The sequence below is a fragment of the Saprospira grandis genome, assembly GCF_027594745.1.
GTDB lineage: Bacteria > Bacteroidota > Bacteroidia > Chitinophagales > Saprospiraceae > Saprospira > Saprospira grandis.
Window position 1 is genome coordinate 868,018 of the sequence record NZ_CP110854.1, and the last position, 22,884, is coordinate 890,901.

A 22,884-nucleotide genomic window follows, 5' to 3' on the forward strand; every position below is an offset into this window, starting at 1 on the left:
AAATTCCCCTAAGACTTAATCTTGCTCCAGCTACTGCCCTCTTTGCCGTCCTTAATTTGCAGTCCAAGCGCTTGAAGGGCATCCCGAATCTGATCGCTTTTAGCCCAGTCCTTATTGGCTCTAGCCTCTTGGCGCTGTTCGATAATCATCTGCATCAGGCCATCTAGCAAGGCCTTATCTTCATCTGATTGGCCGATGAGGGCTTCTTTTTGCAGACCGAAGATATCAAAAACGATGGCGCTAAAGTCCTTTTTGAGGCGGGCCAAGGTTTCGGGCGAAATGCTGCCCAAATCTTGTTGGCCATTCGTAAACTTCTGAATATCGCTGACCAAGCCAAAGATTTTAGCGAGGGCCTTGGGGGTGTTGAGATCCTCATCGAGCTCCGCAAAGGCGCCATCCAACAGCTTATTGATTTTGATATCTAGACCTTTGGCCAAGTCCGAAAGCTGAGTTTGCTCCAAAGCCATCAGGGCCTCATGGGCTTCCATCAAACGCTGATAGCCTTTTTCGGCAGCCAAAAGGGCATCCTCCGTAATGTTGAGGGTAGAGCGATAGTGCGCCTGCAACATAAAGAAGCGGATGACCATGGGGCTATAAGGCTTGCTCATCAGGGGATTGCTACCCGCAAAAAGCTCCTTGGGCAAGATCGAATTGCCCTTACTCTTGCTCATTTTCTTGCCATTGAGCAGCAACATATTGGCGTGCATCCAATAATTGACGGGCTGGCAGCTGCAAGCGCCCCAATTCTGGGCAATTTCATTTTCATGATGCGGAAATTGCAGGTCCATACCGCCCCCATGAATGTCAAAGGTTTTGCCCAAATACTTGGTACTCATGGCCGAGCATTCTAGGTGCCAACCTGGAAAACCTTCGCCCCAGGGCGAGGGCCAGCGCATAATATGCGTAGGCGAGGCCTTTACCCAGATGGCAAAATCAGAAGGCGAGCGTTTTTCCTCTTGGTTCTTGAGATCATCGCGGCTTTCCGACATTAGGTCTTCGACCAATTTGCCAGATAGTTTGCCATAGTCTTTATCTTCTGCAATGAGCTTTTGGGTATCAAAATAAACCGAGCCATTGACCTCATAGCCATAGCCATTATCAATAATATCTTGGACCATCTGGATTTGCTCCACAATATGGCCCGTAGCCGTAGGCTCAATGCTTGGCGGCAAAATATTGAGTTGGTTCATCACCTCATGAAAGAGGTAAGTATACTTTTGCACAATCTCCATAGGCTCTAGCTCCTCTAGGCGAGCCCGTTGCTCAATCTTGCTATCGGCGGCGGTATCTACATCCCCTTCTAGGTGGCCCACATCCGTAATATTGCGCACATAACGGACCTTATAGCCCTTATGCAACAAATAGCGATAGAGCAAATCAAAGCTAAAAAAGGTCCGACAATTCCCTAAATGCACCTCATTATAAACAGTTGGTCCACAGACATATAAACCAACTTTCTTTCCGTTGGGGTCTATGGGTGTAAATTCCTCTAGGGTCCGACTTAGCGAATTGTAAATTTTTAATGCGTTCATACTAGCTTTGATTCGAATGTTAAGGCGGCAAGATACAGACTTCAAATTGCTTTTACAAACCTTCTGTTTTTGATTTTTTGGGGCCTGCCGCCTTCGGCGGCCGGGCCCTTTCAGGGCTCGCAGGTCTGCTCGGCCCTGCGGGCTCATTTCATTTCGCCCTGGGTCTGCCGCTGCGCGGCCCCCTTTCAGGCCCCTAGGCCGAATGGAAGTTCTGCGCTTCGGCCATCCTTTGATAAAAATTTCAGGCTAGTCAAGGCATTTTTTAAAGGCATAGCCGTAGCTATGGCTGAGAAAAATAACGCAGAATAGCAGGAAATTAAAACAAAGGATAGAAGTGGCAGGGCTTTCATTTGGCCTAGGCCGATTTGGCCTTCGGCCAACCCTAGGGCCAAGGCCCTAGGCGATGAATAGCAGGCGGCAAAGCCTAGAGGTTGCACAAGCCCAAAATAGGGGTCCTCTAAGGTATAAATTAGGTCCAAGAACCCCAAAATAGACCTTCTAAGCTTTGCTTTCAACTATAGGCACTGCTATTTAGATGTCCAAAACTTACTGGCTAAGTTTCTTGGCCCAAGAATAGCCGTCTCTGACTATATTCAGTAGGTCTAAAACAGCTAAATATCGTTCTACAACTCCTTGAATGCTCTTCTTGACAAGATAGATAGAGTGCTAAACTCCAGACAAGCAGCAGTTTAATCCTTAGCGACTATACTTTTACCTTTAGCTCCAGTTCGTTTATCCTCAGCTCCTATTTTTTTATCTCTAGCTCCAGTTCTTTTATCTACAACTGAAGTTGAGTATTAAAACGGTCTACTTTATTTACTCTCTTCAGGCAGTAAGCCTACTGAAAGCCCACAGCTTTAATACCGCCCAATTGGAGTAAACAACTCCAACTAAAGCGTAAAAAACAGCAGTGCAAGAGTACAATAGTCTAATGAAAGACTTCTGCTAATCCTTTCATCAATAGTTCTACAGGTTGGTTTGACTTGCAGTAGGTGTAGACAGGACTCCTGGCAATCCTAAGATTAACTGCCGAAGAAGAGAGCCAAAAGAAAAAACAAAAGATGAGCGGCCCAGCGCTGCGGAGGGGTGGCCGAAGGCCAGACCGAAGGCGAAACGAAGTGGAGCCTGAAGGGCCGAACAGAGCTGTGAGCCCCGCAGCATAGCGGCGGCCAGCTTTGCTGGCCGCGGGCCCCAAAAAAATCTTATCTTAGAGTAGCCAAACAGAAAAAATTGGCATCTATGTTAATAGAAAATCATAAGAACCATAAAAAACTATAGTTTATGAAATCCCCCTTCTTTTTCATACTAGCCCTACTGCTAACTTTATTTTCGGCTTGTAGCGAGCAGTCTCCTACTGATATTCAGGGAGTTTGGTATTTGGAGCATGTTCTGAAAGACGGCCAAAAAATAGTAGTAAATCGGGCCAACAGCCTACATATTCATGAAAATCGGATGCGTCTTTCTTGGTCTAAGAACAGTAGCCATACGGAAGTAAGTTGGTCGGGCAATAGGGCCGAGCCTAAAGATCTTGGTTGGGTAACCACCATGATTTGTTGTGATTCGGAGTTGGATAATGAGTTGCAAGAACTACTGGGCAACGATTTTGAGATCCTTCGGCAGCAAAAAGATAGTTTGATTGTGAAAACGGGGCAAAGCGAATGGCATTTTAGTCGCAACCGTTTGCCTTTGGAGCTCAGCGCGAGTAGTTGGCTGATTGAGGAGGTCCGGGAAAAGGCCAGCGGTGACAGTTGGCAGCCGCCTCTCCCCTACCGTCTAGACTTTCAGGCCGAGGGCTATCGCTTCTTTTTGGAGGCCAATAGTTGTTGGCAGGCTTGTGAGTATGCAGAGGGCCATATTTTCCCTAAGGAAACGGGCAGTTGCACCGAAGCCTGCTGCGATGCCCCCAGAACAGAATGGTTAAAAGCCATGCGTTTGGATAGCTTGACTTACAGCTTGGCCGACAACCAACTAGTATTGAGCTCGGCCAACTACGAACTCATTGCCCAGCCATTGAGAGGCTTGCAAGCAGAGGCCAAACCCCTGCCTGCCGAAAAGCTCAGGGGCTTGCGTTGGGAGCTAGAAAGTTATAGCGACGGCATGATGGCTAGTGCCTATGCCAGACAGCATATTTTTTCTTTTGAAGAAGATAAAGGAGCCATTAGTTGGGAGAACGAGCGTTGTCAGAGAGACTGTACTTTTAAGGGGCAGACGCTCAGCCTTAAACCCTGTGCAGAGGGATGTTGCCCCCAAACGGCTGGCGATATTAGCGAGCAATTTGAGGGCGACTTCCTAGTATTCAGCGAAGGCGATCAGATTGTTTTGCGGAAAGGAGATATTGAGTACAGCCTTCGGCCTATTCGGGATGATAAATTTTAAGGGCCGACTTCATGACCTTAATTTTATCCATTTCTACTGTTTTGAGGCTTCGTTTTTCTAGGGCCTCCACCTGATTCTTATACGCTTGAATCTGGGGACTTTGGAAATAGGGCAAAAGGGTTTGGATTTGGGCGGGGCCATTCTCATTGAAGCGGACAAAATGGATGTAGGTATCGCCAAAAGTGGGGACCAACTGCCCGTCTTCATTGGGCATCTCATAATAAGTGGGGCTAAGCATATCTGGAAAGCCAGAAGTGGGCTGCCATTGCTCGCCTCTTTGGTATCGGGCCAGCTCAGAGATAGGGACCAAAAGCTTATTATGGTGTTTATAGAGGTATCGGCTAGCTTTTTCTAGGCCAGCTAGTAGTTCGGCGGTGTTAATTTTTGGGCCAGAAATAAAGACCTCATCGCCATAGCCTTTTTCCTTAAAGATATATTGGAAAGTGAGCAAGACCAAGCCCGCTCGGGGGTCCTTTGCATCGGCAGAGAGGGACCAATTTTGCAATTCTCTGAGGGGTTTGCGTAGGTGGGGATAATCTTCGGGCTTTAAGTCATAGATAAACTGAATCGACTGATAGAAAGGAGAAGCCTTAGAAAGCTGTTGGTCGAACTTAATGGCCTTAAAATCTTCCCAATTGAGCAGGCCCATTTCGGATTCGATTAGTTCCAGAAAGCGATGTGCTCGATTATTCAGGCCAGGGCGAAGGTCGGTATAAGGGACCTTCATCTCTTCTCGGACCGAATCGCAGCTAGCGATTGTGGGGGTATTATTGGTATTAAACAGATAGCCACAGTCGGGATTTTCTAATAAGGGTTTCTCTTCTAGAGAGAGGTAATTGCTCCAGCAATTTTCTTTTTTGCCCAAAAGGGTCCCGCTATAATCAAAGCTATCGGGTCGTTGGGGAATCATGCCATTACAGAGATAAAGCAGATTATCTTCCTTATCGGCATAAACAATATTAAAGAGCGGCAAGGCATTTTGGTCTAGGGCGGCTTTAAACTCTTGGAGATTTTTGGCCTTGCCCATTTCATAAAACTGTTGGCCAGCGGCGAGGGCATCTAGAGCGGGGCTGCGCAGAGCATAAAACTTTCCGTTAGGCGCTTTAAAGGTAGGGCCAAACTCAGACCAATAGGTTTTTCTTCTAACAGGCAAGACAAATGCACCGACCTTCACCTTGAGCCAAAAGCGGCGCGTTTGCAGTTTCTTATAACCTTCTCCCCAGCGATACTGCTTTTTCTTTTTGGGGTGCATATCTAGCTCAAAGACATCCAGTAGGTCCAGATAATTAAAGGTATGTCCCCAGCCCAGATGCTCATTATTGCCCATAAAGACGCTAGTTCCGCCTTGGAAGAGCGCCCCCGTAATATTCCAGCCCTCTTCGGAGTAAAGATGAGCCTCATAAAAAGAGAGCGGACCTTGGAGCATAAAATGCGGATTGATGGCCAGGTAAGTTTGGCCGCTAGCCGTTCGGCTTTTGCTCATGGCATAGGCATTGGAGCCCAGGGGAGCCTTTTGGCTAAAAGCGCCAGGTTCTCGGCCCTCCATAATATCGCCTAGGGCATCGGGCAGGCCCGATAGGGCCGCAAAAGATAAAAGATAGACCTTCAGTATATCTTTTTCTGTGACAGGGAATGCTCGCTTAAAGAGTACTCTTTTGGGCTGTTTTTTGGCAAAATTATTCAGCGCAGTGACATAGGCAGAAAGCAGCTGCATAAACTCATCGTTCAATTGGTCCTTTTGGGCCTCGTAGCGTCCTTCTAGGTCAAGAGCCTTCACAAAATAGTCAAATGCGGCGCCTTCCTTGCCCTTATAGCGCCCCATTAAACCTTTGGCAATCAAAACAGTCTCTTGCATAGCCTCAAAATTATCCTCGGCATTGGCCCAAGCCAAACCATAAACCACCTCGGCATTGCTGGCGGCAAAAATATGCGGCATACCAAAGCTGTCTCGAACAATATCAATGGATTTGGGTTCTATTTTTTGCTGTGCAAATAGTGGACAAACAGAAAAAACTAAAAATAAAAATAACATCGTTTTTCTAAACAACATAGGCGAATAACTGGTATATAGATTTTATAATACAATCTTATTATGCTATTTTGCGCCCCGCCCCTTATCTAAGAACTCATTAAATAACAAATCTTGCTCTTTTAGCGAACTATTTCGCCTAGGCAAGTTCATGATTTTGGCCTTGGTCAAATATAGCGTATTACAAAATATGGGAAGAAAAAGTAAGGCAGAAGAAAGAAAGCGGGAAATTCTCGAGCATTTCTATAAAGTAATGCTAACGGAGGGCTTTGAAAACAGTTCGATTGCTAAGATTGCCAAGAGCATGGATGTAAACCCTAGTTTGCTCATTCACTACTTCAAAACAAAGGAAGATATGGTGGTGGGCTTGGTTGATTTTCTGCTAGAGCGCTATGAGGATGCTTTTCTCAATATGGTTATTTCTAAAGAGAACCCTCAAGAACAATTTGATACGGTCATTGATATTTTGTTTGGCCATGCCTGGATGCAGATGTCGGACCAGCATTCGGTCTTTTATGCTTGCTATTACCTTAGCTCTCGGCACGACCTGATTCGGGAGCGTTTTCAGCAGATGTACAACCGCTTTAGAGAGGTCATAGAGGATTTAGCCGATCGCTGGATAGAAGCCAAAATTGTTCGGGATTTTACGCCTTCTCAGGTGGCCGAATACCTGATTATGCTCAATGAGGGCCTCACTTATTATGAGGGGGTTTATCGCGATCCCGAAGCCTTTATGCACCGTTGTGAGTACTTGCAAAAGATGGTGCGCAAAACGCTAACCGCTTAAGTATTATCCTTTTTAGAACTGCGGCCGAGCTAGGAGAGTCCTAGCTCGGCCGCTTTGCATTCTAAAAGAACCCTAAAGTTGTTTTTCTAAGTTTTTGAGTTCTTGGGCGCTTAGTTCTCGCCATTGGCCTTTGGGCAATTGGTCCAATTCAATATTCATAATCCGTACTCTTTTGAGGGTACGCACCTCATAGCCAAGGTACTCGCACATCCGCCGAATCTGTCGATTGAGTCCTTGCTTCAAGATAATGCGAAAGCGTTTTGGCCCGAGTTGTTCTACTTGGGCCTTTTTTGTGATTTGGCCCAAGATAGGCAGCCCCCCAGCCATACGCTGCACAAATCGGCGATTGATTGGCTTATCTACGGTAACAATATATTCTTTTTCATGCCCATTTTCTACCCGCAAAATGGGGTTGACCATATCGCCATCATTCGTAAGTAAAATAAGGCCCGTAGAGGGCTTATCTAGGCGGCCAATAGGAAATATACGCTCCTTATGCCCAATAAAGTCGACAATATTACTGCGATCTCTACGGTCGGTGGTACAGGTTACGCCTGCCGGCTTATGAAAGGCAATATATAGTTTTTTGGGGGCTTTGGGCAGGGGTTTGCCATCTAGCAGCACCTCATCTCCGGGCGACACTCGGTTTCCTTTTTTGGCCAATTGCCCGTTAATTTTCAAGCGGCCCTCTTCGATCCAACGATCGGCCTCTCGTCTAGAGCAAATCCCTTTGCTGCTAATATATTTATTGAGGCTAATGCTATTATCTTGACTCATATCTGTTGCTAATTTTCGGCCCTAAGATACGGCAGAAAATGAAAAGGAGGAGGAAAAGCCGCCAACTTCCGTTTTGAAGTTTTTTTCTTTTGGGGCCTCCGCTGCGGCCTGCGGCCTTGCGGCGCTACGTTTACTCCCTTCGGTCGTCGAAGACGGACTAAAGTCCTTGTTGTCGCAGCTCGCTGCTGTTTTTTTGGGGCCTCCGCCTCCCTTCGGTCGTCGGCGCTACGTTTCGCAGCTCGCAGGTCTGCTCGGCCCTGCGGCCTGACGGCCTGGGTCTGCGGCTTCGCCGCACTGCTGCACATCGCTAGGCCGAATGGCCTTCGGCCATTTCTGCAGCCAAAAATCCAAACTTATTTTGCGTTTACAAATAAAAGTTACTACTTTTAGGTAAACACAAAAACAAAGCGATGAAAGCATTAGCCATTTTTCTCTTATCCAGTTTATTTTTTGGCCACCTAAATCTATTACAGATTAACCAACGAGAACTTTTTTTAGCAAAACAGCAGCAGTATCAAGAAGATACAGCCCTTTATGAAGAAACCTTGGCCCAATATCAAGAGCTCTATGCGCTTTATCAGGAGCTTCCTGCAGAGGACCCTGATCGCCCGAGCCTAAAGGCGGCTTTGCTCAAGACCAAAGAGGGCTTAAAAGCCTTTAAGCCGCAGCTCAAAACAGATAAGGCCAATTTGGAGCAGCTATTTTTGGCCCTTAAGGAAGAGGAAATTCCCAGGGAGCAGTATAGGCAACTACTAGCGCTATTTTTTACGGATCTTCAGCAAGGAGTATCATCTAGACTCGGAAAAAAGCCAGCTTTAAAAACGGGGGTTGGCCTTATTAAGTTACGTTCAGATTTAGTATTATTTTTCAATCAAGTTCCAGGTCCACTCAGTAAACAACTCAATAAGGAGGTTAAAGCAATTCCTATTGATACCAATGTTGAAGACTTTCTAGCAGCCTTTTTGGCCATTTTAGAGAAATACAGCCAAGAAGATCAAATCAAGGCGAACTGGTTCAATACCTTTAGTATCAAAGAAGAGAATTTACTAAAGAAAATTAGCTATCAGCAACTAGAAAGCATTTTGGACCAAGCCTTGGCCAAAGATGACTTTTTGACGGAGGAGGAACTAATAGAGCAGCAAGAAAAGGATCTTCTCCTGCTAGAAGAAAAACTAGCTGGGGTAATCAGCTATATTAAAATGAAAATCAATAATGAATACGACTTGCTCCCGCCTGCTGAGGAATACTTCAAGTATAAAATTAAGTCTACCTCCTGCATTTCTAATTTGACGGCTGCCAGGCAAGGGATACACCCTAAATTGCACAGCTATTTATTTCAAAATTGGGCCGCTGCGATTCAAGCAGAGCAAGAGTATGCTCCTCAATTATTGAAGAAAATACTTGTAGACAATACTAAACTTCCAAAAGACTTTGCAGAAAATTGGTTTAAGGAAGATATGGCTATTGCCAAAATCAATGAACAAGAGTTATTGGCCAATAATTGGTCTACAGGATGTTTTGTAAAAGAGCAGCTTCTCCTTGAAATGAAAGACGAAGAAGCAAAAAAATGGATTCGATCAGCCTGCTCAGCCTGGATCAGTGAATTTAAAACGCTTCTTCGTCAAAACCCTCAGCGCTGCATCAATAAAAATCAGTTTCTCGCTAGTTTAGAACATGAATTTATGGAGGGAATAAAGGGGGAAGATGCCTTTTTTGTTTATGACCGAATTAAAGAGGTAGTCTTATCGTCTAAAATGAAGTTTTTGGATGGGGAAAAAACAAAGTTTTCACAGCAGCAACTTTTAGACTGCGTCTTTCAAGATAGCATTTTAGGACTTGGAGAAGAGGAGAGACTAAACGCAGTGATTAGTCGGCTAAAAGCAAATCCTGAAATTCAAGTACAAAAAGACTACTTGCTTAAATTTAAAATCAGCTTACTTCCTGCTCCTGCTGGTTTAGAATATATAGTTTTGCAAGCGAGTCGATGCGCTTATAAGGCCATTCAAAAACCAGAATTTAAAGACTCTAGTTACTTTGTCCAATTAGCATTTAAAAATGCTGATTTCCCCTATATCAACTTTGATGGAGAGATGCGCCTGAAAGTAGATTATGCGCTGAAAAATGTCTTGTTTCAAGGCAAGTCAACGCCTGCAGCCTTTGTTGTTGCACTCAATGATGAGGGAGAAAAATGGATAAACGGCTATAATAATGAAGGGGTATCATTAACCGCCTCGGTCATTGAGCAAAAGTGCTTAGCACCCAAGTTTGAAAAATGTATAGCTACGACAATAATAGCCGTTCAACTAGTCGTAAACTATGATATAGAGACATTTCTAGGGATCACCAAAAATAAATGGATAGCGAAGGGAGAAGACCCCGCCAATAGTGCTGATCTTAGTCGATTAGCACAAGCCTTAAGTTTTAATATTGGCAATTATATTAGTGCGGACCCCAGCAGCTGGTCGGGTATAAAAAAGGGGCCTTCTATGCGCATTCGCTTCGACCTAAAACTGTCTTCTGAGCTCATTGCAGATAAAGTTCAACAAGTAGCTTTAGATTTTAAACAAAATCAATCTGGTCCTTGGACGGTTAGCCTAAAAGGGGCAAGTTCTTGGAGAGAAAAACAAGCCTAAATGGCCTATTTTTTAGCCCTTCTCGCTTAGACCAAAGCCCCAAACTTCCGTTTGGGGCTTTGGTCTTTTTATATAAGCTTGCGCAGCAATACCACAGCTGGCTGTAGGTTTCAACCTACAGTTAAAAAGGGCCGAAGGCCCGCGGCTATAGCCAGATTTAAACGCACTCACTTTTATAGTTTGCAGCAATTTTATGCTAGTCGGCTCTATTTTTCTCGGCCATAGCGAAGGCTATGCCCTTAAAAAATAGCTGGCCTATCCCAAAATTCATAGCAAACTATGGCCAAAGCAGCGCAATTAAATCTGGCTGAGGGATGGGCAGCAGTGGCCCGCAGGGCCAGACCGAAGCGCGCAGCGCTGAAGGGCCGAGCGAACAGCGAGCTGCGAGACAGCCCGACCCGAGCGAAGCGAGTGGGCAGCCCCAAAAAAAGGCCCTCCACAAAAAAGTGAAGGGCCAGTTAGCTTTTATTGGCTTTATTTAGCCTTCAAAATGGACCGAGATGGTAATTCCTTGGGCAAACAGCTTATCGATAGTTCGAGAGTAAATCAACTGATCGTTTCGGCTATGAATATTATTGATGCCATGCGAAAACTTGATTTCGGGCGAGAGGATGAAGTAGGGAAAGAAAAACTGCAGGCCTACGCCATACTCCACAAGGATGTCGCTACTTTGGATGCGGACCAAATCCTCGGCTTTGCGGGCTCTAGAATTGGAGGCGAGGTCGAGGCTATACTTGGCCCCCACAATAAAGAAAGCGCGGACATCTTGGTAGGGTTTCGATTTGTAGCGAAACTGAATGGGGAAATCGAGGAAAACCGATTCGATATTTCGGCTAATGACCTCTTGCGTGGGCAGGGTGTACTCTAGGCGGCGCTCGGCAAAAGAGAGGGTGGGCAAATTGAAGCGCAGGTCCATATTTTCGCCAAACTTAATATTGGTCACGATTCCGAGGTTGAAACCGGGGCCATTAGAAGATTGAATCAGGCGAATGCTATCGTTTTGGATCAGCGTTTCGGAGCGTTGAATTTGGTAGCGCGAGCTATTGTAGCCCAGGGTAATTCCAAAGTAATAGGTCTTTTTGGAAAAAGCGTAATAGTTAAAAGTTCCTCTTTGGGCAGACAAGCTAGGCCCCAAAAAGAAGAGGGCCATTATGCAGGTTTGCAAGCCGAGTAGAGCGAACAAATTCCGGTGGTGAGTGGCTGGCATTTCGTATCAGTTAGTCCAAGTTTAAGCAATAAGTTTTCAAAGTCTTTTCCTTCGGGAAAAGCCTGCACTGACTCATAGAGGTAGGCATAGGCTTTCTGATCCTTGGAGGTCAGGCGGCCAATACCGGGCAGAATGCTACTGAAGTAAAAGTTGTAAACTTGCTTAATAGGAAAGACTTTAGGTTTGGAGAATTCGAGGACCACGCATTTTCCGCCGGGGCGCAATACTCGTACCATTTCTTTGAGGCCGGCTTCTACATTGGCGAAGTTGCGTACTCCAAAAGCAACGATGACGGCGTCAAAACTATTGTCTTCAAAGGGCAGATGTTCAGAATCGCCTTCTTCGAGGACAATAATTTTATCGAGGCCTTTTTTAGTAATTTTTTTGCGGCCTACTTCGAGCATACCTACAGAAATATCTACGCCAATAATTTCTTCGGGCGAAAGTTGTTTGTAGGCCTCTAGGGCGAGGTCGGCGGTTCCTGTAGCCACATCTAAAATGCGTTTAGGCTGAATATCTTGGAGTTCGGCAATGGCTTTGCGGCGCCAGCTCTTATCTATATTGAGTGAAAGGAAGTGATTGAGGAAGTCGTAGGTCTTAGAAATGTTGTTAAACATTTTAGAAACCTGGGCCTTTTTTTCGGCTTCTACTTCATAGGGCTTAACCTCTTCCGATTTTATCTTTTGAACACTCATATCAATTTTACTATTTTGTGAACGGAAAACAATTGAGTTGCCTCATTTGCCCTGGCAAATGCGCTACAAAGGTAACAGGAATAGCCCAATAAAGGTTGATATGATTATAAAAACTGCAGAATACCTCATTAGTGTGCCCAAAGTAGAGATGGCACCGCATTCCGATCGCCCCGAATACGCCTTTATTGGCCGTTCTAATGTGGGGAAATCTTCACTCATCAATATGCTCACGGGCCATAGTAAGTTGGCCCTAACCTCTGGCCGGCCCGGAAAAACCCGAATGATCAACTACTTTAATATCAATAAGGAGTGGTATCTGGTCGATTTACCCGGCTATGGCTATGCCCAAACGGGCAAGCAGAGGCGGCAAACTTGGCGCAAAATGATTGAGGAGTATTTCTTGCTTCGGATTTCTATGCAGTGCGCTTTTTTGCTCATTGATAGTGGGGTACCTCCTCAGGATATTGATATTGAGTTTGCCAATTGGTTGGGCGAAAACCAAATCCCTTTTGTTATCGTCTTTACCAAAACCGATAAGAAAAAAGCCCGACAAGGCGATAATTATATTCGGGCCTTTAAGCAAAAACTAGGCGAATACTGGGAGCAACTGCCGCCCTGCTACCTCAGCTCTGCCGAGACCAAAAGAGGCCGAGAGGAATTGCTAGAGTTTATCGAATCGGTCAATGCCAATTTTGAACCTCTGCATTAAGCCATCTCCTTCTCTCAGCTAGCCTTTTTTTATGATCACTTACAAGAGAATTTTTCAAATTTCTATGCCCATTATGGTGGGCTCCGCAGTACAAAACCTAATTACCCTCACCGATACCATTTTTTTGGGTCGGGTGGGCAAGGTAGAGCTGGGCGCCATTGGCCTAGTGGGCGTCTTCTATTTGCTCATTACTTCTATTGGCTATAGTTTTACCAAGGCCGGCCAAATCATGATCGCCCGAAGAATCGGGGCCGATCAGGAAAAAGAAATTGGTCCACAAGTGCACGCTATGGGCATTTTTGCCTTCTTGCTGGCCCTGCTTATGTTTTTCCTCTTGGCCTTTGGTAGCCGAACCTTCTTTGGCTGGTTTGTTACCGATCCCGATATTTATGAGGCCTGTATTGCCTATCTCGATTATCGATGTTATGGGGTCTTTTTCTCCTACCTAGGGGTCGCTTTTGTGGCCATGTACACCGGCCTGGCTCGCACCACCGTCATTATTTATAATGCCGTTGTAATGGGGATCGCCAATACTATTCTCAATTATGGGCTCATTTTTGGCCATTTTGGCCTGCCCGAAATGGGAATTTCTGGGGCCGCCCTAGCCTCTACCCTAGCCGAGGTTTTGGCCTTTGGCGTTTTTATCATTTATGTGCTACTTGATAAAAAATGCCATGATTATCAACTCTTTAAATGGCCCGAACTCAATATTGAGCTCATTAAGGCCCAACTCCGCCTTTCTGGCCCCATCGTCCTGCAATCTATTGCTAGTGTGGGCAGTTGGTTTGTCTTTTTTGCCCTAATCGAACAGCTCGGCCAAAAAGAATTAGCAGTTTCCAATATCATCCGAGCCGCCTACATGATTTATATGATTCCCGCCTGGGGCTTCTCCTCTGGCATCAATACGATCGTTAGCCAACTCATTGGCCAAGAACAAAGCCGCTCCGTCATGACGGCCATCTACAAAACGGCCATCCTCTGTTTTGTCGTGACCATGCTGGTCACTAGCTCGGTGGTCATCGCCCCCGACTATATTCTGCGCATCGGCACCGACGACCCCGTCCTCATCCGAGAAGCCAGCAAATTAGTCTGGGTTTTGGTTACTCTAATCACACTTTATAGCTTCAGCACAATCTATTTTAACGGCTTAGTAGGCACCGGCGCCACCAAACAATCCCTGCTCATCCAAGTTTCTTCCGTCCTCCTCTATATGCTCTATGCCTATATCGTGGTGGGCGTTTTCCGCGCTAGCCTAGAATGGGCCTGGATGACCGAAACCGTTTACTGGATCGCCTGTTTGGCCGCCTCTGCTTGGTATCTCCGTAGCAAAAAATGGGTAAAAATTAAGATTTAGTGGTTTTGGGGCCTCCCGCCTGCGGCGGGCGCTACGCTTTGGGGCTCGCAGGTCTGCTCGGCCCTGCGCAAAAAAACAAGTTTTTTGCTTGGTCTGGCCTTCGGCCACCCCGCCGCATCGCTAGGCCATTTGGCCTTCGGCCACTGCTCCACATCGGTTACTCCCTTCGGTCGTCGAAGACGAACTAAAGTTCTTGTTGTGGCCATTTGGCCTTCGGCCAGAGGCGGCTTCGCCGCCTCTCTTCCCTAAATAAAAGTACTATTGCTTATGACCAAATTTAGCCTTTTTTTGCTTAGCTGCCTTAGCCTTTGGGCCTGCCAAAGTACAGCACCAAAAAATGAAATCCCTGAGGCAGAAGCCGAACTGCTCCGCAGCTTCCAAAGTTTCAACCTAGAAAGCCAACAGTTTTTTAATGGGGCCGCCAAATTACAATGCGCCTGCCTGCTCGAACAAGAAGGAGCGCTCAGCGCCCTGCCCACAAATGCTCCTCTAGATAGTAGCCAACAACTGATTATGGAGCAATACCAAAACTGTAATGCCGATAGCCCGCCCCCTTCGGCAGAAGTCTTCGCCAAAATTTCAGAAGACCTCCAAAAGTTTTCTGGCGCTTCGGCTCCCGGAGGTAGTAGCGACCAAAAAATGCAGGCCCTCTCTACCGCTCTGCTCCGCCTGCATTGTCCCGAAAAACAAGCGCTAGCCAAAAAACTAAATGCGCTTTTAGACCAAAAGGAAGAAGAGTAAATTTTAAGCCCCAAAGATAGTAAAGGGCGAGTTGGAGGATCCTCCAACTCGCCCTTTGTTTTAGCCCCAAGCCTACAATAAGTAGTTTTTTTTCGAAGCAAAGAGCCCCAACAATAAAATAAAATTTGGTAGTTTAGCAAGAAAGTAAAACACCCCCTGAAATTTGAGCCTCAAATTTTCAGCATGGATATACACTACTACTTTTCCTTTTTGATCCTCTTGCTAAGCTACGCCTGCAATTCGCCAAAACCAGCACCTATCTCTATCCAACAGATTGGACCAGCAAGTAGACAACTACAGTTTTCGCCTATTGCCCTGAGCAAAGCCCAACTAACAGACAGCAGCCTAATCGCGCTAGAGCAGTTAGGCCAAAAGAGCTGTGCCTGTCTGGCCCATTTTAAAGACAGCCTAAGCCTCTTTCTTCAAGATGCAAAACTATCTCTCGACAAAATGAATGGCCAAGGAACAGAACATCCCGCCGACCTGTTGCAGCAAATTGTTCACCACCCCAAATTGCCAGCTGTTCTAGGTTTTGGCCGCTGCCTTAGCATCGCCCAAAGCCAAAGCCCCCAAATTTTAAACTGTATTCAGGCCAAACAAAAACAACAACTCCCCCTAAAAAAATTGCTGGCCCTAGAGCTACCCCTCATTGAGGAACAAATGGGCCAAAGTTGCCCAGAACAACAAGCGCTCTTTCAGGCCTTTAATGAATTTGGCCAAGCCATGAACCGCTTCCAATATGGAGAATAAAAAACGCCAAATAGTAAAAACTATTTGGCGTTCATCTTCTGTATCAATAAATGGCCCTAAAAGCCTAGTTCTCGGGGCACTTCTTACAACGCTTACCCTTCTTTTTCTTGTATTTTTTGCAACACTTCTTTTTGAGCTGATACTCAATAACAGGAAGTTCAAAAAAGCCCTGTTTGGGCAATTCAATCGGTTGAGGAATCTGTAATTTTTGCATGTCTTAAGTAGTCAGTATGCCAATAGAATCAACTATCGAGGGTAAATATAAATCTTTATTTAGATTTAGTACAGATAAAAACGATTTTTTAGGGTTTTTTTTGGGCCAAATAGCCGTATTTTGGGCCAAAATCAAGAAAATATGCTCTATTTGGTCCCTACGCCTATTGGCAATTTAGAAGATATGACCTACCGCTCGGTCCGCATCTTAAAAGAAGTCGATTATATTTTGGCCGAAGATACCCGCAGTTCTCGGCCACTTTTACAGCATTATGCTATAGATCAACCCCTTTATGCGCATCATGCGCACAATGAGCAAGAAAGTAGCTTGCAGGTGGTCACGGACCTCAAGGCGGGCAAAAGCGTGGCCCTTATTTCTGATGCAGGCACCCCCGGCATTTCAGATCCTGGTTTTTATTTGTTGCGGGCCTGTGTAGCCGAGGGCTTAGCCGTTAGTTGTTTGCCTGGTGCCTCGGCGGTTATTCCGGCCTTGGTTGGCGCTGGCCTAGCCTGCGACCGCTTTCATTTTGAGGGCTTTTTGCCCCATAAAAAAGGGCGGCAAAGCCGCTTAGATTATCTAGCCGATTTGCCGAATACTTTTGCGCTTTATGAATCGCCTCATCGTTTAGAAAAATGTTTGCAGCAATTGGCCAAGGTTTGTGGCGAAGAACGGCAGGCCGTAGTTTGCCGAGAGCTCTCTAAAAAGTTTGAGAGTTTTCATCGGGGAAATTTAAGCGAGCTACAAGCCTTTTTTAAGGCCCATCCGGATAAGGTCCGAGGCGAAATTGTCATTGTGGTAGAGGGACAAACTGAAAAGAAAAAGAAGAAAGACAAATACGCCAAGTTCAAAAAAGCGCCCAAACGGCCAGAACTCGACTAAGCATCTGCGCTCTCAAAAATGAGGGCCAAGGGATCTTCTAGCATAAAGCGCAATAAGACCTGAGCGGTAGCAAAAACATCTTTTTTGCAATAGACCTCAATTCGGTCCAAATCGCCATCCTCCCAATAACTTCGGCCCACTTGGCTGCCATCAATATCATCTTTGGGGGTGGGAATACCAAAAAGGCCGCAAAGCAACTTGAGGGAAGTATAGGCCTTATAATCGCCAAATTTCCAGAGCGTCATGGTATCCAAAAAGTGATGCAGCTCCCAAGGCTTTTTGCCATAAATTTGAAGGGGCGCAGGCAAGGGCAAGCCCTGCACAATCATGCGGCGACAGATATAAGGCATATCAAATTCCTTAATATTATGGCCACAAACATATTGCTGCCCTCTGCGCTGAAAATACTTGCTCAGCATAGCCGAAAAATCTTGCAATAGGGCCTTTTCATCATCTCCATAAAAGGATTTGAGCCGAAGCTTATATTGCCCCTCCTCATTTTTAGTAAATACGCCCACCGTAATGCAGACAATTTTGCCAAATTCTGCATAAATACCTGCTTTTTCTGGATAATAATCCTCGGCAGTCATTTTTTCTTCTTCGGCCAAACGACGCTGTAAAGCCTCTGCTTTGAGCGCCCAGAGCTTTTGCATAGTTGGCGAAAGCTCGGCATAGCTAGCTGCGCCAGAAACTGTTTCAATATCAAGCACTAAGGTATGCTCTAATATACTTTTAGGTAACATATATTTTTTATTTTAGGAATATATTGCAGATTGGGCCAGAACAAGGCCTTTAGGCCGCAGTGGCCGAAGGCCAAATGGCCTAGCGATGTGGAGGGGTGGCCGAAGGCCAGACCGAGCCAGCTTGCTGGCGAAGGGCCGAGCGAAGAGCGAGCCCCGAAACGTAGCGCCCGCCGCAGGCGGGAGGCCCCAAAACAACATAAGTCTATTTTTTTGTATTTTCTTTAGTTTTATAAAATTATGCAAAAAACCTTACAATATCTAATATTTTGTTTACTATTATGTTATAATTCATCCCTCTATGGGCAATATCCAGCACCGCCGCAGCCTGCTGAGTATGCGGTAGATTATGCCAATTTATTGACAGCGGATGAAGAGCAGCAACTGGAAGTTTTTTTGAAGGCGGCTTATTCGAGGAATCGGGAAAAGATCCAGTTGGTGGTGGTTACGGTCCCCGATTTGGCGGGCCAAAACATCAAGGAATATGCAAATGGGCTGGCGAGAAGCTGGGGCATTGGCGATGCAGAGCGAAATGATGGCTTTTTATTCCTGATTGCAAAGGAGGAGCGGCAGGCGCGTTTGGAAGTGGGTTATGGTTTGGAGGAAAAGTACCCTGATTTGCTTTGCCAGCAGATTTTAGATCAGACGATTTTGCCCGCCTTCAAGGATGGCGATTATTTTAAGGGCGTTTGGGAAGGCAGCCAAAGTATTTTGGTTAAAGGCGGCTTTAAATTACCCCCTAATGGCTATCCAAATAAGGGTTGGAATCGGTCCTTAACGATTATGGCTATTCTCTTTTTTTCGGTAATTTTTCTAGTTGTTATTTTGGGTATTTATCAGGCCTTAAAGCGGCCTGAACCCGCTCCCAAACCGCCTAAAAAAGTTTCTCAAGAGCCTCTTAAACAGGGAATACAGCGAAAAAGAAAGCACAAACATCCGCATAAAAAACCCAAGAAGAAAAAGAACAATACAACAAAGCCCAAGGCAAACAGCTACCCCAAACAAGCGCAAAAAAAGCAGCGGCCTATCTATTCTGATTATTCGGATTATTCTGACTACTCGGACTACTCTGATTATTCGGACAGTAGTTTTGGTGGTGGCGATTTTGGTGGTGGCGGGGCCGATGGCTTTTGGTAAAACACAGACAGCCCTATGAAAAACATACTCCTTTTTTGTACTCTCTTTTTTGCCCTTCATTTGGGGGCGCAAGTTCCTAATCAGCGGCCCGATGCGCAGCAATACGTTTATGATTATGCTGATTTATTGGCCCAAAAGGAGCGCAATGCCCTGCAGCATTATTTGGAGCGGGTTGCGGCTGCACAGGAAGTAGATCCTTTGATTGTGCTGGTCAAGCATTTGGGGAGTTCTACCGTTGAAGCCTACGCCTATACTTTGGCCACAAATTGGGGTTTGGGCAAAGAAAAGGCCAATGCCCTACTTATTTTAGTGAGTCGGGCCGAGCATCAATTGCGGATTGAGGTGGGGTCAAATTTAGCTGAGCCCTTGTCTTATGAAGTTTGCAAAAAAGTGATTGCGGACAAATTGAGCCCTGCCTTTAAGAAAGAAGAATACTACTTTGGTCTGCTAGAAAGTATGCAAGAGCTGCTAAAAAAAGGCGGTTTTCAGGCGCCCGATCCAGAAAAAATAGGCCTATCGACCAGAAAATCGAGAGAGGCAAATCTGATTTGGCGAATACTTTTTTATCTTTTGCTCATTGTTGCAGCTCTCTTTGCCTTTTTTACCTTATACGGCTGGGGCGCAGGCAAAGCCTCTGCAGTTAATCATCATGATTATAGCCGCAAAGGCAAGCAGGATAACTACCGATATAGAAGGCGAAGAAGATGGTATAAGGACCATAGCGATTACTCGGACTATTCGGATAGCGATCGTTTTGATTATTCCGATTATTCGGATAGTGATTCTTCCTCTGATAACTCCTTTTCTGGTGGCGGCGCCTCTGGCAGCTGGTAAAACTCTCTTAATTCTATTCCCATGAAAAACTTTTCTCTTCTCTTTTTCTTTTTGCTGCTGGCTCTCTCGCCAGCCTTGGCCCAATATCCCGCAGCCCCCGATCCTGTTCGATATGTGACGGATCTAGGCAGTTTTTTAAATGAAGAGGAAGAGCTGCTGCTCGAACGCTACCTCCTAGAGGTCTACAAACAAAATGAAGCGCAACTCCAAATTATTGTCGTTACGGTCCCCAACCTCCAAGGCCAAAGTATTAAGGAATACGCCAACGGCCTGGCCCGAAGCTGGGGCATTGGCCAAAAGGGCAAAGACAATGGCCTGCTCATTCTGGCCACTAAAACCGAAAGAAAAACCCGCATCGAAGTAGGCTACGGCTTGGAGGGCAGCTTTCCAGATATCTTCTGCCAAAAGGTGGTCGATGAACAACTAGTCGCCAATTTCAAAAAAAGAAAGTTCTTTGATGGCTTTGCCTCCGCTGCCGATGCCCTGCTCGAAAAAGGCCTGTACAAGAGGCCTAATATGCAAGCTATCCTAGCTGCAGAGCAACAAATCCAAGAGCAAGAAAATGTAAAAAGAGGCGATGATAATCCCGGCCCAAACACCTATGACTATACGCCCAGCCCGCCCTCTAGACCGAAAAAAAACTCTTCTGGAGATAGAGCGGGTGCCACGTTTATCCTTATTGCCTTCTTTATCTTTATCATTTTTTTGATCATCAAACACGGATTCACTACAACCAATAGCAGCCGAGATTATAGCCGAAAAGGCCGAAACCGATACCGCAGCAAAAGCAGTAGCTATAAAGACTATTCCGATTACTCCGACAGTAGCAGTAGTACCACAGTCGTAAGCAGCTATTCTGACTACTCAGATTATAGCGATTATTCCGATTATAGCGACTACTCTGACTATTCCGATTACTCTGATTATTCCGATAGTAGCTTCGGCGGTGGCGACTTTGGCGGCGGTGGTGCCGATGGAGATTGGTAAGTTTTTTATTCTTTTTTTGGGGCTGCCCCTGCGGCCTACGGCCTTGGGTCGGGCCATTTACTTCGTCGAACTGGCGCCCCTTTGGGGCTGGTTGTCGCAGCTCGCAGGTCTGCTCGGCCCTGCAGGCTTTTTCGCTTTGCTTCAAAAGCCTTTGGTCTGCCGCCTTCGGCGGCCCTGCTACAGCCCCTCAGCCTGCGGCGCTCCGCGCCTGCTAGACCCAAGAAAGGGGCAAAACTTAGGTTTTGCCCCTTTTTTTATCAAAAAAATATAAGTTTCCATATAGGCTGGACAAAGCCGCTTTTTCTTTGCTCTTGCCAACTTTTGAAAGATTTAGTTTTTTTGCGTAGCTTTTAGAAAAATTTAACCATGAATACTGTAGTCTTACTTTTATCTAAACAGGCTTTGCCTAATCTTTCTTTTGTCAAATTACTCAAGGCCCAAAATAGCCCCATCCAACGCTATATCTTAATTGGGAGCGATTTTACAGAAAAAAACAAGTTTCACCTCCACCTCATTGAGGCCCTAGGCCTAAAAGAAGGAGAATACGAACTCTGGAAAATAGATGCTGAGTCTTATGTTCAGGCCAAAAAAGACCTGGCTCAACAACTGGCCCAAGCACAACATCAAGCCGCACAAAAGTTTTGGCTCCACCTTACCGGCGGTACCAAAATGATGGCCATGGCCGCCCAAGACAGCTTTAAGAAGCATAGCAAAACAACTAAATCAGTACAATTAGGAAGCTATTATATGCCTTTTGGCGGAAAAGTGCTGCATAAAATTTACCCTCAGGCAAAAAGCAAGAAAATTGCCCAGCTCGATTTTACACTTAAAGAGTATTTTGGCGCTTATGGCTACAAAATTAAACCTCAGGCCCCAAAACTTAGCCCCACTCAAGTAGAAGAAATCTGGACCCAACTACAAACAGACAACTTTGATAAAAGCCAAGCGATAAAAATGGCTAAGCTTCCAAAATCAGGCGACTTTTGGGAAGAGATTATCTATAATTTTGTCAAACAAAAGTACCAACTCGAAGAACAGCAAATTGCCTGTGGACTTGAGTTTAAACCTCTCGATGGGAAAAAAAGAGGCAATGAAGATGGCAACGAACTAGATATTGTCTTTCTTAAAAATGATCAGCTCTATATTATTGAGTGTAAAGCACTCAATGGCGAAGGAGAGGAACAAAAAAAATTCCCTGGCAAAACAATGGTCTACCCCGCTATTTATAAGGCCGCAGCCCTTAGCCAAAACCTTGGACTCAATGCCAATAATTTTCTTGCTGTAGCTTGTCCTATTAGTCCTACTGCTAGTTCTAAAAAACGCATTAACGTTCTGGACAAAGAACAAAATGTACAAACCTTCTTTGCTCAAGAACTAGCCGAAACTATGGATATAGATAGCATTCTAAAAATTAAATAAAACAAAAAAACCTTTATTATGTTCCTCAATTTATCTAATCACCCAAGCAGCCGCTGGAGCGGCAAACAACTGACAACGGCCCAATCTTACGGAGATCTACAAGATCTCCCTTTCCCAAATATTCCTCCTGCTGCTAGCAGTGAGGAAGTGGAGCAGATGGCCGAAAACTATAAGAACAAAGTGCTGCAGCTCGCCCCAAAGATTGTCCATCTTATGGGCGAGATGACCTTTACGGCCTGCCTAGCCCGCAAGCTGCAAGCCGAAGGCTTGCAGTGTGTGGCCAGCACCACAGAACGCATTGTGTTAGAGGAAGAGGATGGAAGTAAGACCGTAAAGTTTAACTTTGTTCAATTTAGAACCTATCCGAATCTACTGGAGTAAATGCCTATTATCTTAGAGCGAAAATCGGGAGTTTCCCAACTTTGGGTTTGGGAGCAAACAGAGCCTTTGGACCAACTAAAAGCCGCTTTGCCCCAAAGCCTATTGGCCCGAACTCCCCAACAAGCGCAAGCCGCCCTAGCCTACTGTAGCAGCCGATTGCTGTTGCAGGAGGTGTTTGGACGGCCTGCGCTTTTGTCATTGACAAAAGATGCCCAAGGCCGCCCTTTCATAAATGATAAAGCTATTTCAATTAGTCATTGTAAGGGCTTTTCGGCCCTGACGATGGCTGGCCCAAGGCCCGGCCTAGATGTAGAAGGTCCAAGAGGGGCCCAACTGGCCCGCATTGCCCATAAATTTATTCTGCCCGATAAATTACAGGCCCTGCAAGAACGGCCCAAAGAAGAATATCTAGAAGCCCTGGCCAATATCTGGTCGGCCAAAGAGGCTTTGTTTAAAGCCATGGGCGGAGGCGGCATCGATTTTAGGGAACATCTCTCTATTGATTATCCCCCAGAAATGCTCCAACTGCCGGGCCGCTTTAGCGCCCGTTATCATGGTCCAAAAGGCCAAGTAGAATTTGCCCTAGAAGCCCTGCCCCTCCCCCAACAACATCGCCTGATTTGGTGCATCTAGAGGAGCGAAGCGACTGGATGAGCGATGCGGAGCGGGTGGCCGAAGGCCAGACCAAGGGCGAAACGAAGTG

At 45.7% G+C, this 22,884-nt stretch carries 21 protein-coding genes; 14 read left to right on the forward strand and 7 right to left on the reverse strand.

Annotated features, from left to right (window positions below):
• Positions 1-8: 8 nt before the first annotated feature.
• Positions 9-1,532, reverse strand: a complete 1,524-nt coding sequence (gene cysS, locus OP864_RS03330; protein ID WP_270099883.1) for a cysteine--tRNA ligase — start codon at positions 1,530-1,532, stop codon at positions 9-11.
• A gap of 1,281 nt (positions 1,533-2,813) precedes the next feature.
• Between cysS and OP864_RS03335 the strand changes: the two genes are divergently transcribed.
• The gene (locus OP864_RS03335; protein WP_270099884.1) at positions 2,814-3,908 is read left to right on the forward strand and encodes a hypothetical protein; all 1,095 of its coding nucleotides are present in this window, start codon (positions 2,814-2,816) and stop codon (positions 3,906-3,908) included.
• Here the strand turns inward: OP864_RS03335 and OP864_RS03340 are convergent.
• Positions 3,886-5,940, reverse strand: a complete 2,055-nt coding sequence (locus OP864_RS03340; RefSeq protein WP_270099885.1) for a penicillin acylase family protein — start codon at positions 5,938-5,940, stop codon at positions 3,886-3,888. The genes OP864_RS03335 and OP864_RS03340 overlap by 23 nt on opposite strands.
• Before the next feature lie 187 nt (positions 5,941-6,127).
• Between OP864_RS03340 and OP864_RS03345 the strand changes: the two genes are divergently transcribed.
• Positions 6,128-6,724: a TetR/AcrR family transcriptional regulator gene (locus tag OP864_RS03345; protein WP_270099886.1), complete on the forward strand. Its 597-nt coding sequence runs from the start codon at positions 6,128-6,130 to the stop codon at positions 6,722-6,724.
• Between the two features lie 72 nt (positions 6,725-6,796).
• Here OP864_RS03345 and rluF read toward each other — a convergent pair whose 3' ends face one another.
• Positions 6,797-7,501: a 23S rRNA pseudouridine(2604) synthase RluF gene (rluF, locus tag OP864_RS03350; RefSeq protein WP_270099887.1), complete on the reverse strand. Its 705-nt coding sequence runs from the start codon at positions 7,499-7,501 to the stop codon at positions 6,797-6,799.
• Positions 7,502-7,911: 410 nt separating this feature from the next.
• Here rluF and OP864_RS03355 point away from each other — a divergent pair, with 410 nt between their 5' ends.
• Entirely contained in the window at positions 7,912-10,134 is a 2,223-nt protein-coding gene (locus OP864_RS03355; RefSeq protein ID WP_270099888.1) for a hypothetical protein, read from the forward strand.
• A 478-nt stretch (positions 10,135-10,612) separates the two neighbouring features.
• On the opposite strand, the gene porT is transcribed toward OP864_RS03355, so the two are convergent.
• Both porT and ubiE read right to left on the reverse strand, forming a co-directional pair.
• Positions 10,613-11,284, reverse strand: coding sequence for a type IX secretion/gliding motility protein PorT/SprT (porT, locus tag OP864_RS03360; RefSeq protein WP_270099889.1), 672 nt, complete (start codon positions 11,282-11,284; stop codon positions 10,613-10,615).
• The gene (gene ubiE, locus OP864_RS03365; RefSeq protein WP_015691304.1) at positions 11,284-12,036 is read right to left on the reverse strand and encodes a bifunctional demethylmenaquinone methyltransferase/2-methoxy-6-polyprenyl-1,4-benzoquinol methylase UbiE; all 753 of its coding nucleotides are present in this window, start codon (positions 12,034-12,036) and stop codon (positions 11,284-11,286) included. The genes porT and ubiE overlap by 1 nt, the downstream gene beginning before the upstream one ends.
• Positions 12,037-12,136: 100 nt before the next feature.
• Between ubiE and yihA the strand changes: the two genes are divergently transcribed.
• From yihA to OP864_RS03385, 4 genes are all read left to right on the forward strand, one after another.
• Positions 12,137-12,745 (forward strand): ribosome biogenesis GTP-binding protein YihA/YsxC, encoded by a 609-nt coding sequence (gene yihA, locus OP864_RS03370; RefSeq protein ID WP_270099890.1) that lies wholly within the window; start codon positions 12,137-12,139, stop codon positions 12,743-12,745.
• Between the two features lie 31 nt (positions 12,746-12,776).
• A complete protein-coding gene (locus tag OP864_RS03375; RefSeq protein ID WP_270099891.1) occupies positions 12,777-14,099 on the forward strand; it encodes an MATE family efflux transporter in 1,323 nt (440 codons plus the stop codon).
• Positions 14,100-14,366: 267 nt separating this feature from the next.
• Complete coding sequence (locus tag OP864_RS03380) at positions 14,367-14,840, forward strand: hypothetical protein (RefSeq protein ID WP_270099892.1); 474 nt, start codon at positions 14,367-14,369, stop codon at positions 14,838-14,840.
• Between the two features lie 183 nt (positions 14,841-15,023).
• Positions 15,024-15,590: a hypothetical protein gene (locus tag OP864_RS03385; protein ID WP_270099893.1), complete on the forward strand. Its 567-nt coding sequence runs from the start codon at positions 15,024-15,026 to the stop codon at positions 15,588-15,590.
• 64 nt (positions 15,591-15,654) lie between these two features.
• On the opposite strand, the gene OP864_RS03390 is transcribed toward OP864_RS03385, so the two are convergent.
• The gene (locus OP864_RS03390; RefSeq protein WP_015691310.1) at positions 15,655-15,804 is read right to left on the reverse strand and encodes a hypothetical protein; all 150 of its coding nucleotides are present in this window, start codon (positions 15,802-15,804) and stop codon (positions 15,655-15,657) included.
• A gap of 141 nt (positions 15,805-15,945) precedes the next feature.
• On the opposite strand from OP864_RS03390, the gene rsmI reads away from it, so the two are divergent.
• On the forward strand, positions 15,946-16,683 hold the full coding sequence (gene rsmI / locus OP864_RS03395; protein WP_349294444.1) for a 16S rRNA (cytidine(1402)-2'-O)-methyltransferase: 738 nt from the start codon (positions 15,946-15,948) through the stop codon (positions 16,681-16,683).
• On the opposite strand, the gene OP864_RS03400 is transcribed toward rsmI, so the two are convergent.
• The gene (locus OP864_RS03400) at positions 16,680-17,426 is read right to left on the reverse strand and encodes a 3'-5' exonuclease (protein ID WP_270099895.1); all 747 of its coding nucleotides are present in this window, start codon (positions 17,424-17,426) and stop codon (positions 16,680-16,682) included. The genes rsmI and OP864_RS03400 overlap by 4 nt on opposite strands.
• Positions 17,427-17,663: 237 nt before the next feature.
• On the opposite strand from OP864_RS03400, the gene OP864_RS03405 reads away from it, so the two are divergent.
• The 6 genes from OP864_RS03405 to OP864_RS03430 all read left to right on the forward strand — a co-directional run bounded on the left by OP864_RS03405 (position 17,664) and on the right by OP864_RS03430 (position 22,814).
• Positions 17,664-18,560, forward strand: a complete 897-nt coding sequence (locus OP864_RS03405; RefSeq protein WP_270099896.1) for a TPM domain-containing protein — start codon at positions 17,664-17,666, stop codon at positions 18,558-18,560.
• 15 nt (positions 18,561-18,575) lie between these two features.
• On the forward strand, positions 18,576-19,394 hold the full coding sequence (locus OP864_RS03410; protein ID WP_270099897.1) for a TPM domain-containing protein: 819 nt from the start codon (positions 18,576-18,578) through the stop codon (positions 19,392-19,394).
• A 21-nt stretch (positions 19,395-19,415) separates the two neighbouring features.
• The gene (locus OP864_RS03415) at positions 19,416-20,381 is read left to right on the forward strand and encodes a TPM domain-containing protein (protein ID WP_270099898.1); all 966 of its coding nucleotides are present in this window, start codon (positions 19,416-19,418) and stop codon (positions 20,379-20,381) included.
• A 366-nt stretch (positions 20,382-20,747) separates the two neighbouring features.
• Positions 20,748-21,800 carry a Card1-like endonuclease domain-containing protein gene (locus tag OP864_RS03420; protein WP_270099899.1) on the forward strand — a complete coding sequence of 351 codons (1,053 nt, stop codon included), beginning with the start codon at positions 20,748-20,750 and terminating at the stop codon, positions 21,798-21,800.
• Positions 21,801-21,818: 18 nt separating this feature from the next.
• Entirely contained in the window at positions 21,819-22,181 is a 363-nt protein-coding gene (locus OP864_RS03425; protein ID WP_270099900.1) for a CRISPR-associated protein, read from the forward strand.
• Positions 22,182-22,814 (forward strand): 4'-phosphopantetheinyl transferase family protein, encoded by a 633-nt coding sequence (locus tag OP864_RS03430; RefSeq protein WP_270099901.1) that lies wholly within the window; start codon positions 22,182-22,184, stop codon positions 22,812-22,814.
• Positions 22,815-22,884 lie beyond the last annotated feature (70 nt).